Here is a 14,009-nt window from a genome sequence, read left to right on the forward strand (position 1 = left end):
CTCGCGTAAGTCCGCCCCGGAGGCTGTCATGCCGCGTCTCAGCCAGCTCAGCCGCTCGATCGAAGGCAAAGTCGCCATAGTGACCGGCGCCGGCAGCGGCATGGGCCGCGCCACCGCAATCCTCTTCGCCGACGAAGGCGCACGCGTCGCCGCCGTCGACATCAGCAAGGCCCCCGTCGAGGCCGTCGCCGCAGAAATCAGCGCCGCAGGCGGCACCGCCCGGGCCTGGGCCTGCGCCGTCGCGGACCGGGCCGCCGTCCAGCGCCTCATCGACGAGGTCGTCGGCGAATTTGGCGGCCTCGACATTCTCGTCAACAACGCCGGCGTCTCCGCCGCCGTCCCGCTCGAGGCAGAAAACTACGACGAGGTCTGGGCCCGCACCCTCGCCGTCGACCTTACCTCGATGACGTACACAATCCGCGCCGCCCTGCCGTACCTCCGTCGCTCGTCCAGCCCGCGCATCATCAACATCGCCAGCACCGAAGGGCTCGGCGCCACGCCCGGCCACAGCGCCTACACGGCCGCCAAGCACGGCGTCGTCGGGCTCACCCGCTCGCTCGCCCTCGAGTTCGGCAAAGAGGGCATCACGGTCAACTGCATCTGCCCCGGCCCCATCCGCACCGGCATGACGGAGGCCATCCCCGAAGAGGACAAACAAAAGTACGCCCGCCAGCGCACCGCTCTCCGCCGCTACGGCCTGCCTGAGGAGGTCGCCCACATGACCCTCTCGCTGGCGCTGCCGGCGGCCTCCTTCGTTACCGGCGTCGCCCTTCCGGTCGATGGGGGCCTGACCATTCGTCGCGCCTGACCCATCTCCACGCCATTACCTGTCCGCCGGTATCATGGCCCGGTGACGTCCTCGTCCCTCGAAGTCGAATGGCAGTTTGCCGCCCTCGATACCCGGCCGGTGCTCCGCTGGCTCCAGTCGGAACCCGTGCCCGGCTACACCGTCGAGCCCCGCAGCACCCAGTCCCTCGACGACACCTATCTCGATACCCCGGACTGGCGCATCCACCGCGCAGGGTATACCTGCCGCGTACGCTCAATGGGCGATGGCGCTGAGCTGACGCTCAAGTCGATGGCCGCCGCCAGCGACGGCATCCGCACCCGGCGCGAGATTACCGCGGTGCTGCCTGCGGCAGACACGGACCCGAAGTCGGCCCCGGGTGAGGCCGGCGAGGCGCTCCGCGCCCTGTGTGGCCGCCAGCCGCTCGTTCCCCTCTTCCGCCTGCTCACCTCCCGCCAGCGGTTCGGCCTTTCCGATGCCGACGGCCCCCTTGGCGAAATCGCCCTCGATGACACCACTATCCCCGTGACGGACGACGAGCCCGTGCGGCTTTCCCGCGTCGAGGTCGAAGTCGATGCCGACGCCCTCGAGCGCGCTCGCCCGTTCGTCGATGCGCTCGTGGCCGCCTGCAGCCTCGCTCCCGCGTCCACCTCCAAGTTCGAAGCCGCGCTCGTCGCTACCGGCCGGCGCCCGCCCGAGCCGCCGTCCTTCGGCCCGGAGACGGTCGAACCGTCCATGACCGTCGGGCAGGTCGCCTACGCCGTGCTGCGCCGCCAGTTCCGGGTGTTCCTGCTTAACGAGCCCGGCACCCGACTCGGCGAGGACATCGAGGCGCTCCATGACATGCGTGTCGCAACCCGCCGCCTGCGCGCTGCGATGGCCACCTTCCGCCCCTTCCTCACACCCCGCATGCTCGCCTTCCGCGACGAATTCGGGCAGGTCGCCCGCGCCCTCGGCGAGGTCCGCGACCTCGATGTCCAGCTCGAACGGATGGCGGAGTGGCGCGCCAGCTTCCCGCCCGACCGCGTGCACCTGCTCGACGGCATCGAAGCGCTCCTCCGCAAGCGGCGTGCCGCCGCCCGCCGCCGGATGCTGCAGGTGCTCGATTCGCGCCGTTACGAACGGCTTTGCGCCCGGTTTGCGGCCGCCCTCCGCGCGGGGCCGCCGAAGTCGTTCGCCCCGGGCCGCACCCCGGTCCTTGCCGTCGCGCCCGACCTCGTCGAGCGCCGTTACCGGAAGGTCCGCAAACTCGGCGACCGCATTAAGAAGACCTCCCCGCCGGAGGCTTACCACCTCCTCCGCATCGAAGCCAAGAAGCTCCGTTACGCCCTCGAGTTCGTCGGCAACGGCATCTACGGCAAGCCGGCGCTTGAATTCAGCGCCCGCGTGACCGCGCTCCAGGACCTGCTTGGCCTCCACCAGGATGCGTACGTGGCCATCGAGATGCTGGAAGAACTTGCCGCCAGTGCAGGTCGCCGCCTCGAACCCGGCACCCTCATGGCCATGGGCATGCTCGCCGAGCGCTATCGCGCCCACGCCGAGGAGCTCCGCGCAAAGTTCCCGTCGGTCTACCGCCAGCTCGCCGGCCCGGAATGGAAGAAGCTGCTCCGCCTCATGGAGGCCCAGCGCCCGCCCGCACACCACGCCCCGGCACCGGTCGGCGCCGGTCGCTCCTAGCAGCACCAGCCGGTATGCTTTCCCGGGCATCCGAACCCACCCTGAGCCGGCATCGCGTCGCGCGGACGGAAATCGGAAATCGCGTTACCCGGGAATTCGCCACATGGCAGTGCTCGTCGACCAGAACACCCGCCTGCTGGTGCAGGGCATCGGCACCGAAGGCGCCAACCACATGCGCCGCTCCATCGCCTACGGCACCAATGTCGTCGCCGCCATCCACCCGAAACGCGGAGGCGAACAGCAGGACGGCGTTCCTATCTTCACCACGGTCGACCAGGCCGTCCGCGAAACGGGGGCCAACGTCAGCATCATCTTCGTCCCCGCGCCCGGCGCCGCCGATGCCATCCTCGAGGCTGCCGCCGCGAAAATCCCGCTCATCGTCTGCATCACCGAGGGCATCCCGGTCCTCGATATGGTCCGCGTCAAGGCAGCGCTCCAGTCGACCGGCAGCATCCTCATCGGCCCCAACTGCCCCGGCGTCATCACGCCCGGCACAAAGACCCGCGTCGGCATCATGCCCGGCGATGTCTTCATGCCCGGCCGCGTCGGCGTCGTGAGCCGCTCCGGCACCCTCGTCTATGAAGTCGTTGCGCAGCTCACCGCCGAGGGCATCGGCCAGAGCACCTGTATCGGCGTCGGCGGCGATCCCATCATCGGCACCCGCCAGGCAGAGGCCGTCCGCATGCTCAACGAAGACCCGGATACCGACGCCATCGTGCTCGTCGGCGAAATCGGCGGCTCCGCCGAGCAGGAGGCCGCCGCCTACATCAAGGAGCACGTCAGGAAGCCCGTCGTCGCCTTCATCGCCGGCGCGACCGCGCCTCCCGGCCGCCGCATGGGCCATGCCGGCGCCATCATCTCCGGCGAGGACGGCAAGGCCGAGAACAAGAAGGCCGCCCTCCGCGCCGCCGGCGCCGTCGTCTCGGATTCCCCGGCCGATATCGGCGCTACCATGAAGCGCATCCTCGCCGAGCGCGGCCTGCTCCGCTGACGCCACCGTCGCCCTCCGTCGGCCAGCGGCGCCCGCGGCAAGGGCCGTTTGTTCCAGTTGTGTTACGTTTTCGCCGCTGGCCGCCTGCCGATGACGCGCTGGCCATCCCGGTCGGCTAGCATCGTGCCATCCCGCCGTACCGGCCCGCTCCGGCCTATTCGGCGCCGGAACCGGGTCTTCCGGTCTTCGAGGAGGCACCATGGCTGCGTCCGAATCTGCCGCCCCGCGCATCGTCGACTCCCTGCTGGGCGCCGTGCGCCGGCTCGAATCGGCCCGCGACCCCCGGGCCGTCCGCGAAGCCATCCGCGATTGCGCCCTCGCCATTGAGTTCCGCCTCGACACACTCGCCCGCGAGCTCGAGCCTGGCGGTGGACTGGAGCCCGAACTCCTTCCTGCCGGCCGCGCCATTGACCAGGCACTCCGTGGCATCCTCGTGGAGGCGTGGCAGTTGCTCGGCGCGGGCGATGACGCCCTCATGGACCGATCGCGCCTCGCCCGGTTCACCCGCGACATTGCACGCGCCGCCCGCCAGGAAGCGGAACTCGCCTTCGCCCGGCTCTCGCTCCCCGAGGCGATTGATTAGTCGCGGGCGTCAGCCGCCGCCCAGGGATTGCCAGAAGGTCAGCCAGTTCCCGGCCGGATCCTCCACGGTGAACTCCCGCTGTCCCCACGGCCGTTCAGCCAGCGGGTCAAGTATCCGCGCCCCTGCCGAGGCTGCCCGTTGCGCGAGCGTGTCTATCCGCTCCGCTTCGATGTAGAGGGCGTTCGGGCCTGCGGTTCCTGCCCGCTCGCGGATCGCCTGGTTGTACGCCGTGCCGTAGAACGCTGCAGCTGCCGATTCCAGCATCAGCTGCGCGTCGCCGTAGCGTACTGAGATATTGCCCTCCGCCAGGTCTCCGCGCTGGAGCTCGAAGCCGAGCACATCGACGTAGAACCGGACCGCTTCCTCGAGGTCGCGAAACCGGAGCGCGGGAATCACACCATATCCAGGCATGGAAACCTCCGGCCCACGGGGGCGTCCGGGCAGGCTAGCCCCGGGCGCTCACGAGCGTCAACGGGCCGAGGGCATCCGCCAGGAGCCGCCCCCCGGTCCTGCGATGGCGACCCAGTATGCCTTCCCCGGCTCGAGCGACGTGAGGGTGTTCGCCCCGGGCACATTCGCACCCGCCGGGAAGTACGCCAGCCACGCCTGGCTCGCCGCCTCCCATCCGTAGATGGCGGTCACCTGCGCGCCGCTTACGCCCTCGAGCGCCTGCGCGGGCGTCGTCGCCGGGCCGGTCCAGGTCACCAGGGTCCAGCGGAACTGGAGCGGAACGGTCGTGGAGGCGTCCCGGCCTGCCTCGACCACCCACCCGACCTGTCCGCCGCCGTCACCCGGCGCCAGCACCAGCACACGGAGCGGTCCGGGAATGCTCTGCGAAATCCGCACCCACGCCTGGCACTCGTCGGTGACCCCGTCGCGCAGCGGCGGGAAGCTCCGTACCGGGCTCCCGGCCGCGGCATTCGCCGCGGTCGAGAATGTGCGGACGCCGGTTGCCTGGCGTCCCGGGGCAATCCCGCCCGAGCTCGTCTCGATGATAATCCCGTCCCCCGCCTCGATGATGAAATCCACCGGCATGTTGAGCACCGGGTGCAGGCTGACCGCGCCCGGCGGTGGCTGGCAAAAGCCGTCGCGGTCGAGCGCGTGGAACACGACCGTCACAAACTGGCTGCCATCGAGCTGCGGCTCGATCACCATCGAAACAGGGCCGTCCTCGGCCCGTACAGTCCGCAACGGCGCGCCGGGCGCCGCAGCTAGCGCGCCAATGACAGCAGCGAGCATCAGAAGAACAACAAACCGGTGCATGTCCCCGAGTCTACCGCGCCGCTCCGTCAGGCGCCCCGCGGCACGCCTCGCCATACCTCGAACCCCCTCCGATGGTGCCCGGGCCCCCGGGGCGGCCGCCGCCGCTCAGCAAAACGCCGGCGCGTCGGGCGCCGGCGGAGCGATGAGTGCGTGGGCTGGTGGGCGATACTGGATTCGAACCAGTGACCTCTGCGATGTCAACGCAGCGCTCTAACCATCTGAGCTAACCGCCCACGCAGCTGTTAGCATACGCCGGCAGCGGCCACGGCGCCACTCCGGCGCCGCCCCGTCCCGCCCCTCGCGCGTGTCCCCGGCGGCCCCTACCCTGACCCTATGCCCCGTCGCGGTCACCGCTGGAAGACACCACCCGAGCAGCTCACGCTCACCCTCCGGGCCGAAAGCCTCGTCTTCGGCGGCGCCGCCCTCGCCCGCGCGCCCGATGGCCGGGTCGTCTTTACCTGGTTTGCGGCCCCGGGTGAACTCGTCGAAGCCGTTGTCGAACGCGAGTACCCCGACTACCTCGAGGCCGTCACGACCCGCGTGCTGGAGCCCTCGCCCGACCGGGTCGAACCCCGCTGCCCGCTGTTCGGCGAATGCGGCGGCTGCCAGCTCCAGCACATGGCCTACCCCGCCCAGCTCCGCGCGAAGGAGGCCGTCGTCCGCGAACAGCTCAAGCGCATCGGCGGCCTCGGCGACGACGTCGTGCGGCCCATCGTCGGCGCCCGGGAGCCCTGGGGGTACCGCAACCACGTCCGCTTCTCGACCGGCAGGAAATTCGGCGACGTCGGATTCATCTCCCGCCGCGGTCACGGGCTCCTGAAGGTCGAGCACTGCCCAATCGCCGACCCCTGGGTCAACGAAATCCTCCCCCAGCTCCAGGGGCACGGCGCCGGTCTCCATCAAATCCAGGTCCGTCACTCAGCAGCCACCGGCTCGTTCCTGGTCAACCCCGCGGTCCCGGGAGTCCCGTTCCCGACAGGGCAAACCAGCTACCTCGAGCGGCTGGCCGGTCACGACTTCGTCGTCAGCGCCTCGGCGTTCTTCCAGGTCAACACTGCCCAGGCCGAAGAGATGGTCCGCCTGGTCGGCGAGGCCCTCCCCTCCCGGGGCCGTCTGCTGGTCGATGCGTTCGCTGGCGTCGGTACCTTTGCGCGCATCTTCGCCGACCGCTTCGATTCGGTCGTCGCCATCGAGGAGTCCAACAGCGCTGCCCGCGACGCGAAGGTCAACCTCGCGCCCGTGAAAAACGCCCGCATCCGCATCGGCAAGGTCGAAGACATCCTCCCGGCGTTTGAGGACCACCCCGACGCCATCGTCCTCGACCCGCCCCGGCCGGGGTGCGCGCCGCCCGTCCTCGCCGCTATCACCGCCTTCCGGCCGAGAGTCGTCGTCTACGTCTCGTGCAACCCGGCCACCCTCGCCCGCGACCTCCGTGTCCTCGTCGACGGCGGGTACCGCCTGACCGACGTAACACCGCTCGACATGTTCCCCCAGACCGGCCACATCGAATGCGTCAGCCGGCTGGAGTGGCCCGCCGCATGAGCCGGAACGTCGTCCTTGCGTCCGCCTCGCCGCGTCGCCGGGAGCTGCTGGCCGCCCTGCTTGATGACTTTACCGTCGATGCCGCCGACATCGCCGAGGACCTGGCCGGCGATGCCGTCGATTGCGCCCGCCAGCTCGCCTACGCCAAGGCCGAGGCCGTCGCCCGCCGCTACCGCGATGCGGTCGTCATCGGCTGCGACACCGTCGTCTTTCGCGGCCTGCACCTCTACGCCAAGCCAGCCGATACCGCCGAGGCCGCCGCCATGCTCCGCGAACTCCGGGGCCGGCCCCACCAGGTCGTCACCGCCGTCGCCCTTGTCGCCCCGGAAGGGACGGCAATCGATCACGAAATCTCGACCGTCTTCATGGCCGACCTCCCCGACGACGTCGTCGAGGCCTACGCGGCATCCGGCCGCACCCTCGACAAGGCCGGCGGCTACGCCATCCAGCACGAGAACGTCGGGCCCGTTGCCCGCCTCGAAGGCTGCTACTGCGGTGTCATGGGCCTCCCCCTCTGGACCCTGTACCGCCTCCTCGACCTCTTCGGCTGCGAACCCGCACCGCCGAGCCGCCGCTTCAACCGCTGCGCCGACTGTCCGGCGCGGCCCGCTGGTGTGCCCCCTTGGCAGGCAACACAGACGGAGTAGACTGGCGCTCTGCACCCGGGGCGTCTTCCCGCCCTGAAGGAGTCGCCCGCATGAGCACCAACCGCTCGACCGGGAAGGGGAGCCCCGCCAGCGGTTCGCGGCCCGTCCGTGTGCTCGTCGTCGACGACCACGCTGTCATCCGGCAGGGCCTCCGCATGCTGCTCGAATCCCATCCTGGTATCGAAGTCGTCGCCGATTGCGAAAACGGCCGCGAAGCCCTCCTCGCCGTTGAGCGGCTTCGCCCCGACGTCGTCCTGATGGACGTGGTCATGCCCGGGCTGAACGGCATCGAAGCCACCCGCCAGGTCAAGCGCGCATCGGCGTCAACGAAGGTGGTTATCCTCTCCGGCTTCGTGGACGAAGAGCAGATCACCGGCGCCATCCGCGCCGGCGCCTCCGGCTACCTCGTCAAGAACTCCGACGTCTCCGAGCTTATCCTTGCGATCCAGACCGTCCACCGCGGCAACCAGTACTACTCCGCAGCCCTCTCCGAGGCGTTCGATATTGCTGACCTCCAGCTCCAGGCCCGCCGGCCCGAGCGGAAGAGCTCGCTCGACACCCTGACGCCCCGCGAGCGCGAGGTGCTCCAGCTCATCGCTGAGGGGCGCACCAACCAGCAGATCGCCGATGAGCTGGTCGTTAGCGTCAAGACGGTCGAGGCGCACAAAGCCCACATCATGGAAAAGCTGAAGGCGCGGTCCCGCACCGACCTGATCCGCTACGCCCTCAAGCGCGGAATCGTGAAGCTCGAAAGCGTCGACGAAGCCGAGCGGAGCCTCTCAAACCTCGGCGGAGCCGGCGATAGCTGACGGCCCCCGCCTCCGCGCGAAGTCGAGCGCCCGGCGGTATGCGGCCGCAGCCCGCTCGAAGCTCTGGAAGACGGGCACGCCCGCCTCGTTGAACTTGGGCATGATGCTTGCCACGTACTCCGCCTCGTGGGCCGGGTGGAGCACTGCCACGAACGGCTTCTCAGAGCGCGCCATGTGGTCCGCCAGCGTCGCGATCGTGCGGTCCAGTGTCTCCGGCTTCGCCTTCCACTGCCGGGCGGCAAACAGCGCCGAGAGCTCCATCGCCATGCCGTCGACGTTCGGGTCGGCATCCACAATCCGCAGGATCCGGTCGAGCGTCTCCATGTTCCCCTGGATCGTCCCGGCCATATCCAGCGGGTTCTGGTAGCTCCCCCCGACGATGTTGAAGAACTCCCCGAGCGCGGTGTACGTGGCGTCGGTGAACCGCGGCACCCGAAGGCCCGCCTTCGCGAACGCGTCGGTCATCGAAACGGACTGGCCGCCGGTCTGCGCCAGCAGCGCCATGCCGTCGCCGCGCGGCGTCTTCGCCCGCAGAAGCATCTTCATCGCATCGATCGTCTCGTCGAGGTTGTTCGTGGTGATGGCCCCGCACTGGCGCATCATCCCGTCCCACACGGCCTGCGGCGCTGCCAGCGACCCCGTGTGCGACATCGTCGCCCGGGCCCCCGCCTCCGTCTGGCCGCCCTTCCAGACCACCACCGGCTTCCGCCGGCACGCTTCCTTCAGCGTGGCGAAGAACCGCCGGCCGTCTTTGACCCCCTCGACGTACATCCCGATGACCTTCGTCTCGTCGTCGAGCATCAGGTACTCGAGGTAGTCCGAGACATCGAGCACGATGGCGTTCCCGAACGAGGCGCACTTGCTGATGTACATCCCGTTCGCAGCCGCGACCAGGCTGAACATAATGCCGTGTGTCCCCGACTGGCTCAGGAAGCCGATTTCGCCCGCGTCGGTGACTGGGGCGTCGACGTTGAACCGCACCCCGGCCTTCGGCAGGTACAGCCCCATGCAGTTCGGACCCACGAGATTGAAGCCTGCCTCTCGCGCCATGCTCGCCAGCTGCTCCTGCAGCCGGATGCCGAGTTCCTCGCCCGTCTCCGCGAACCCCGAGGTGAAAAACCCGGCTCCGCCCGCCCCTGCCGCGATGAGATCCTTCAAAACGTACGGCGAAACCTGCCGTGGTACCGCAACGAGTGCGTAGTCAATCGGCTCCGGGACCTCCAGCACCGATTTGAAGTTCTGGACCCCGAGCGCTTCGATCCCGGGGATCTCCTTCTCATCCAGCTGGACCGAATACAGGCGGCCCCCGCGTTCCTTCAGCGGCAGATTGTTGTGGAGCCACATATAGCCCGGCCCCTTATCGCCGATAACGGCCACCACCTTCGGGTTGAACATCCGGTCGAGTCGGTGCCCAGGAACCGCCATGCTGCTGCCCTCCCGGCAGGCCCCTGCCTGCCTATGCCTCGCCGATGATGATGCGGGCGTCCACTGCGAGCGCCCCGTCCGGGTAGGCGAACACCGGGTTGAGGTCCAGCTCCTTCACCTCCGGGTGCTGCTCTACAAAATCGGATACTTTCAGGATCGTTCGCGTTAGCGCATCGATGTCAGCCGGCGGCTGCCCGCGTACCCCGGAAAGCACCGGCCGCCCCTTGATTTCGTCGATCATCTCGCGGGCGTCCTTCTCCTCGAGCGGCACAAGCCGGAAGGAGACATCCTTCAGCACCTCGACCATGATGCCGCCCAGCCCGAACATCATCACCGGGCCGAATTGCGGGTCAGTGGTCATGCCGATGATCACCTCGGTGCCCTGGGGCGCCATGTGCTGCACCGCCACCCCGGTGATGCGGGCGCCCGGGATAGCGCGGCTTGCGCTCGCCACGATGTCGTCGAAGGCCTGCCCCACCGCCTCGCGGTCCGCCAGGTTCAGCTTCACGCCCCCGACGTCCGACTTGTGCGCAATATCCGGCGAGACGATTTTCAGAACGACCGGGTAGCCGAGCCGCTCGGCCTGCTCCTGGGCCTCCTCACGGGTGCGGGCCAGTGTCGTGGTGGCTACCGGAACGCCCGCCTCCTGCAGCAGCGATTTCGCCTCAACTTCGGTCAGCAGGGTGCGTCCCTCGGCGCGCGCCTGCGCCAGTACAGATTCGAACGACATGAACGCCTCGCGGAAACGGATGGTGTGCGGATTGTACGGGAACCCGTCCGTGCATCCCACCGGCCCGGCCGGTACAGTCCCACGCCGAGGAGGCAGCCATGGATGAACCCTTCGATGTCATTGTCGTCGGAGCCGGCTCGGCCGGGGCCGCAATCGCCGCCCGCGCATCCGAAGATCCCCGCCGCTCCGTGCTGCTGGTCGAGGCCGGTCCCGATTACCCGGACCTCTCCCGGCTCCCGTTCGACCTCGTCAACAGCCACAACAACTCCTATACCGCCCACGACTGGGGCCTCGCTTACCAGCCGACTGCCGCCGGGCGCAGACACCCCTTCCCGCGCGGCCGCGTCACCGGCGGCTCGAGCGCCGTCAACACCACAATCGCCCTCCGCGGAGTCCCCGAGGACTACGATGGTTGGGCCGCCGCCGGCAACCCCGAATGGGCGTGGGAGAAGGTTCTGCCCGCGTTCCGGCGCCTCGAGCGCGACCTCGATTTCGGCGACCGACCCTACCACGGCGACGCTGGCCCCATCACCATCCGCCGCTACCGCTGGGACGAACTCACGAAGGTCCACCAGGCGTGGCTCGAAACTGCTGCCGAACTCGGCTACCCCCACTGCGACGATGCCAATGCGCCCGATTCCTGGGGCGCCGGCCCCCACCCGATGAACAAGATCGGCAGGCTGCGCATCTCCACCGCAATCGGCTACCTGGCGTCCGCCCGGGCCCGTCCGAACTTCCGCATCCTCCCGCTGACGCTCACCCGCCGGGTCCTCTTCGAGGGCCGCCGGGCGGAGGGAATCGAGGTCGAACGCAACGGCACGGTGGAGACCCTGCGCGGCCGGCTCATCGTCCTCAGCGCCGGCGCGATTCATTCGCCGGCCATCCTGCTGCGCTCCGGCATCGGCCCGGCCGCGGAGCTCGCCCGCCTCAGCATCGAACCCGTCCGCGTCGCCCCCGGCGTCGGCACCCGCCTCAGCGACCACCCGGCGCTCGCTGTCGTGGCGACCGTCCGCGACCCTGCGATCCTCGACCCCGACCAGCCGCTCGTGCAGACCATCCTCCGGTACACCGCCCCCGGCAGCCCGTTCCGCAACGACCTCCAGGTCGAGGCGTTTTCGTTCTCCCCGCGCGGCGGCGGCCCCCTTCAGTCATTCGCCGTCGCTGCGGTCCTCGAGCAGGTCAACGGCACCGGCACCCTCCGCCTGGCGTCGGCCGATCCCCACGCTGCCCCGGTTATCGAAAACCGCTTCTGCGAGGACGCGGAGGACCGTCGCAGGCTTATTGCCTGCTTCCGCGATGCCCTGCGCTTCGTCACGACCGGCCCGCTCGGCGCGCTGGTCGACCGCATCGTATTTCCGGACGTGACCCGCGACCTCTCCGATGAGGTCATCGGTCAGCTGCTGCTCCGGTTCGCAGCCAGCGGGTACCACCCCTGCGCGACTGCCCCCATGGGCCCCGCGGACGACCCCGGCGCCGTCGTCGACCAGTACGGCCGCGTCCACGGCGCCGAAGGTCTCGTTGTCGCCGATGCCAGCATCATGCCCACGGTGCCGCGCGCCAACACCAATCTCACCAGCATCATGATTGGCGAGATGGTCGGCGAATGGCTTCGCACCCGGCCAGACCGCTACGGGCTCTGAACCGCGCCGCGCACCGGCCGTTCCCGCCTGCCGCTATTCGACCACAATACGCCCCGTCGTCGGCCCGCACTGGTACGGGAAGCTCAGACCCCCCTGGTCGAAATCGCGCTGGTATTCGCCCGACGTTTGCTCCGGAGACTTCTGGCCGGCCAGCAGGATAGCGATCGGCGTCGACGTGTTCTGCCACTTCCAGATAACCCGTGTCCGCGCCTTGATGGTCACGTTCGCCGGGTCGCAGCCCTGGTCGGTGACCTTGATCTCCTGCACCGGCCGCTCTTCCGCGGCCGCCGGTGTCGAAACATTCGGGTTCACGTTTTCGAGTTTGACTTCGGGCCTGTCTTCGCCCCCGCCGCCGCAACCTGCCGCTGCCAGCATCACTGTTGCCGCCACCGCGACCCCTGTCTGGCGCAACCATCGAGCAGCCATCCTCCAGCCTCCTTCTCGGGTCTATCGATGGAGCCGAATCCTACCATCAGCCCGGTGTATGCGTGGGAGGTCGTTCGACTGGGGCTCGCTATTCCCTTTCTGCGCGGCAATCAGCAGGGCAGGGAAAACGTTATTCCGCCCGGTGCCGCTGGACAAAGCGGCCGATCCGCTCGAGTGCGCGCTCAATCTGCTCAAAGCTGCTGGCGTAACACGCACGCACGTGCCCTTCGCCGCAGGCCCCGAATGCACTGCCCGGCACCACGGCGACCCGCTCCTCGGTCAGCAGCAGCTCACTGAATTCGAGACTCGTCAGCCCGGTCACCCGGATGTCCGGGAACGCGTAGAAGGCGCCCCGCGGCTCGAACGTCGGGAGCCCGACCGCCCGAAACCCGTCGACGATCAGCCTGCGCCGCCGGTTGTACTCCGCCACCATCTCGGCCACGAACGCCTCACCCTCGTCCAGGGCTGCAATGGCCGCGTACTGCGACGCCGTCGGCGCCGACATCATCACGTACTGGTGCACCTTCATCAGCGCTTCGGCAATCGGCGCTGGCGCCGCCACCCAGCCGAGTCGCCACCCCGTCATCGCATACGCCTTGCTGAACCCCCCGAGGAGCACGGTCCGCTCGCGCATTCCCGGCAGCGAGGCGAAGCACGTGTGCTCGCCCTCGTAGGTCATCCGGTCGTACAGCTCGTCGCTAATCACCGCAAGGTCGTACCGTTCCGCAATGTCGGCGACCGCGGCGAGGTCTTCCCGCGACATTGTTGCCCCGGTGGGGTTCGCCGGGTAGCCGAGCAGCAGCACGCGCGAGCGCGGCGTGACCGCCGCTTCGAGCGGGCCCGGCAGCAGCCGGAAGTCGTCCTCCTGCCGCGTCGGCACCGGAACGAAGACTCCCCCGGCCATCACCGTGACCGGCATGTACGCCACGTAGCTCGGGTCCGCGCAGAGGACCTCGTCGCCGGGGTCGATCAGGGCCCGCATTGCGATGTCGAGTCCCTCGCTCGAACCTGAGGTGACCACAATCTCGCTCCGCGGGTCATACCGGACGCCGTACAGCCGCTCGATATGGGTAGCGAGCCGCTCCCGCAGCTCCAGCAACCCGTAATTCGACGTGTAGTGCGTGTCGCCCCGCTCAATGCTCGCAATTGCGGCCCGCCGGAACGGCTCCGGGGTGACGTAATCGGGCTCGCCCACGCCCAGCGAAATCACATCCTCGATCGTGCTCAGCAGGTCGAAAAACCGCCGGATCCCGCTTGGAGGGACGGCCTGCATGCGGCGCGAGATGTACCGGTCGGGGGATGTTCGGGTGCCGGTCTCAGCGGTCATAGTCGACTGCTCCTCCTTGCCCCCGCCAGCCTTCCATATCGGAGAAGGCCGCCCGGGGGCGGCCTTCCTGCGGTTGTTCTCGACGTGCTGGCCTGACCGCCACCCGTTACCGGCGCGCACGCGCAGCCGCAGCGGCGGCAGCAGCAAGGAGCGCGGCGAGCG

General features: G+C 69.1%; 14 protein-coding genes and 1 tRNA gene. 8 read left to right on the forward strand and 7 right to left on the reverse strand.

Annotation, left to right across the window (positions count from 1 at the left end):
- Positions 1–28 precede the first annotated feature (28 nt).
- The 4 genes from A9A59_RS07585 to A9A59_RS07600 all read left to right on the forward strand — a co-directional run bounded on the left by A9A59_RS07585 (position 29) and on the right by A9A59_RS07600 (position 4,038).
- A complete protein-coding gene (locus tag A9A59_RS07585; protein WP_098503702.1) occupies positions 29–808 on the forward strand; it encodes an SDR family NAD(P)-dependent oxidoreductase in 780 nt (259 codons plus the stop codon).
- 42 nt (positions 809–850) lie between these two features.
- A complete protein-coding gene (locus tag A9A59_RS07590) occupies positions 851–2,464 on the forward strand; it encodes a CYTH and CHAD domain-containing protein (protein ID WP_098503703.1) in 1,614 nt (537 codons plus the stop codon).
- Positions 2,465–2,567: 103 nt separating this feature from the next.
- The gene (gene sucD, locus A9A59_RS07595; protein WP_098503704.1) at positions 2,568–3,455 is read left to right on the forward strand and encodes a succinate--CoA ligase subunit alpha; all 888 of its coding nucleotides are present in this window, start codon (positions 2,568–2,570) and stop codon (positions 3,453–3,455) included.
- Positions 3,456–3,654: 199 nt separating this feature from the next.
- A complete protein-coding gene (locus A9A59_RS07600) occupies positions 3,655–4,038 on the forward strand; it encodes a hypothetical protein (RefSeq protein ID WP_098503705.1) in 384 nt (127 codons plus the stop codon).
- Positions 4,039–4,047: 9 nt separating this feature from the next.
- On the opposite strand, the gene A9A59_RS07605 is transcribed toward A9A59_RS07600, so the two are convergent.
- From A9A59_RS07605 to A9A59_RS07615, 3 genes are all read right to left on the reverse strand, one after another.
- Complete coding sequence (locus A9A59_RS07605; protein ID WP_165772575.1) at positions 4,048–4,434, reverse strand: VOC family protein; 387 nt, start codon at positions 4,432–4,434, stop codon at positions 4,048–4,050.
- Between the two features lie 72 nt (positions 4,435–4,506).
- Complete coding sequence (locus A9A59_RS07610) at positions 4,507–5,301, reverse strand: hypothetical protein (RefSeq protein ID WP_098503707.1); 795 nt, start codon at positions 5,299–5,301, stop codon at positions 4,507–4,509.
- 156 nt (positions 5,302–5,457) lie between these two features.
- A tRNA-Val gene (locus A9A59_RS07615) sits at positions 5,458–5,534 on the reverse strand.
- Between the two features lie 100 nt (positions 5,535–5,634).
- Here A9A59_RS07615 and A9A59_RS07620 point away from each other — a divergent pair.
- Genes A9A59_RS07620 through A9A59_RS07630 form a run of 3 tightly spaced genes read left to right on the forward strand, consistent with a single transcriptional unit; the run spans position 5,635 to position 8,299 of the window.
- Positions 5,635–6,843 (forward strand): class I SAM-dependent RNA methyltransferase, encoded by a 1,209-nt coding sequence (locus A9A59_RS07620; RefSeq protein ID WP_098503708.1) that lies wholly within the window; start codon positions 5,635–5,637, stop codon positions 6,841–6,843.
- Entirely contained in the window at positions 6,840–7,490 is a 651-nt protein-coding gene (locus tag A9A59_RS07625) for a Maf family protein (protein ID WP_165772576.1), read from the forward strand. The genes A9A59_RS07620 and A9A59_RS07625 overlap by 4 nt, the downstream gene beginning before the upstream one ends.
- 50 nt (positions 7,491–7,540) lie before the next feature.
- Complete coding sequence (locus tag A9A59_RS07630; RefSeq protein WP_098503710.1) at positions 7,541–8,299, forward strand: response regulator; 759 nt, start codon at positions 7,541–7,543, stop codon at positions 8,297–8,299.
- On the opposite strand, the gene A9A59_RS07635 is transcribed toward A9A59_RS07630, so the two are convergent.
- Positions 8,270–9,724, reverse strand: a complete 1,455-nt coding sequence (locus A9A59_RS07635; RefSeq protein WP_098503711.1) for a CoA-binding protein — start codon at positions 9,722–9,724, stop codon at positions 8,270–8,272. The two genes, A9A59_RS07630 and A9A59_RS07635, sit on opposite strands and share 30 nt — an antisense overlap.
- Positions 9,725–9,755: 31 nt before the next feature.
- Positions 9,756–10,454: an acetate--CoA ligase family protein gene (locus A9A59_RS07640; RefSeq protein ID WP_098503712.1), complete on the reverse strand. Its 699-nt coding sequence runs from the start codon at positions 10,452–10,454 to the stop codon at positions 9,756–9,758.
- A 98-nt stretch (positions 10,455–10,552) separates the two neighbouring features.
- On the opposite strand from A9A59_RS07640, the gene A9A59_RS07645 reads away from it, so the two are divergent.
- A complete protein-coding gene (locus tag A9A59_RS07645) occupies positions 10,553–12,094 on the forward strand; it encodes a GMC family oxidoreductase (protein ID WP_098503713.1) in 1,542 nt (513 codons plus the stop codon).
- A gap of 33 nt (positions 12,095–12,127) precedes the next feature.
- Here the strand turns inward: A9A59_RS07645 and A9A59_RS07650 are convergent, their stop codons facing one another.
- Together A9A59_RS07650 and A9A59_RS07655 are read right to left on the reverse strand one after the other, a co-directional pair.
- Complete coding sequence (locus A9A59_RS07650) at positions 12,128–12,520, reverse strand: cupredoxin domain-containing protein (protein ID WP_133117549.1); 393 nt, start codon at positions 12,518–12,520, stop codon at positions 12,128–12,130.
- A 130-nt stretch (positions 12,521–12,650) separates the two neighbouring features.
- Complete coding sequence (locus tag A9A59_RS07655; protein ID WP_098503715.1) at positions 12,651–13,847, reverse strand: pyridoxal phosphate-dependent aminotransferase; 1,197 nt, start codon at positions 13,845–13,847, stop codon at positions 12,651–12,653.
- Between the last annotated feature and the right edge of the window lie 162 nt (positions 13,848–14,009).

The sequence above is a fragment of the Tepidiforma thermophila genome (assembly GCF_002563855.1).
In the GTDB taxonomy this organism is placed as follows: Bacteria; Chloroflexota; Dehalococcoidia; order Tepidiformales; family Tepidiformaceae; genus Tepidiforma; species Tepidiforma thermophila.

Excerpts from the sequence above, each read along its gene's own strand:
- A9A59_RS07585 (WP_098503702.1), top strand. The coding sequence starts at position 29 with ATGCCGCGTCTCAGCCAGCTCAGCCGCTCGATCGAAGGCAAAGTCGCC.
- sucD (WP_098503704.1), top strand. The coding sequence starts at position 2,568 with ATGGCAGTGCTCGTCGACCAGAACACCCGCCTGCTGGTGCAGGGCATC.
- A9A59_RS07600 (WP_098503705.1), top strand. The coding sequence starts at position 3,655 with ATGGCTGCGTCCGAATCTGCCGCCCCGCGCATCGTCGACTCCCTGCTG.
- A9A59_RS07610 (WP_098503707.1), bottom strand. The coding sequence starts at position 5,301 with ATGCACCGGTTTGTTGTTCTTCTGATGCTCGCTGCTGTCATTGGCGCG.
- A9A59_RS07620 (WP_098503708.1), top strand. The coding sequence starts at position 5,635 with ATGCCCCGTCGCGGTCACCGCTGGAAGACACCACCCGAGCAGCTCACG.
- A9A59_RS07625 (WP_165772576.1), top strand. The coding sequence starts at position 6,840 with ATGAGCCGGAACGTCGTCCTTGCGTCCGCCTCGCCGCGTCGCCGGGAG.
- A9A59_RS07630 (WP_098503710.1), top strand. The coding sequence starts at position 7,541 with ATGAGCACCAACCGCTCGACCGGGAAGGGGAGCCCCGCCAGCGGTTCG.
- A9A59_RS07635 (WP_098503711.1), bottom strand. The coding sequence starts at position 9,724 with ATGGCGGTTCCTGGGCACCGACTCGACCGGATGTTCAACCCGAAGGTG.
- A9A59_RS07640 (WP_098503712.1), bottom strand. The coding sequence starts at position 10,454 with ATGTCGTTCGAATCTGTACTGGCGCAGGCGCGCGCCGAGGGACGCACC.
- A9A59_RS07645 (WP_098503713.1), top strand. The coding sequence starts at position 10,553 with ATGGATGAACCCTTCGATGTCATTGTCGTCGGAGCCGGCTCGGCCGGG.
- A9A59_RS07650 (WP_133117549.1), bottom strand. The coding sequence starts at position 12,520 with ATGGCTGCTCGATGGTTGCGCCAGACAGGGGTCGCGGTGGCGGCAACA.
- A9A59_RS07655 (WP_098503715.1), bottom strand. The coding sequence starts at position 13,847 with ATGACCGCTGAGACCGGCACCCGAACATCCCCCGACCGGTACATCTCG.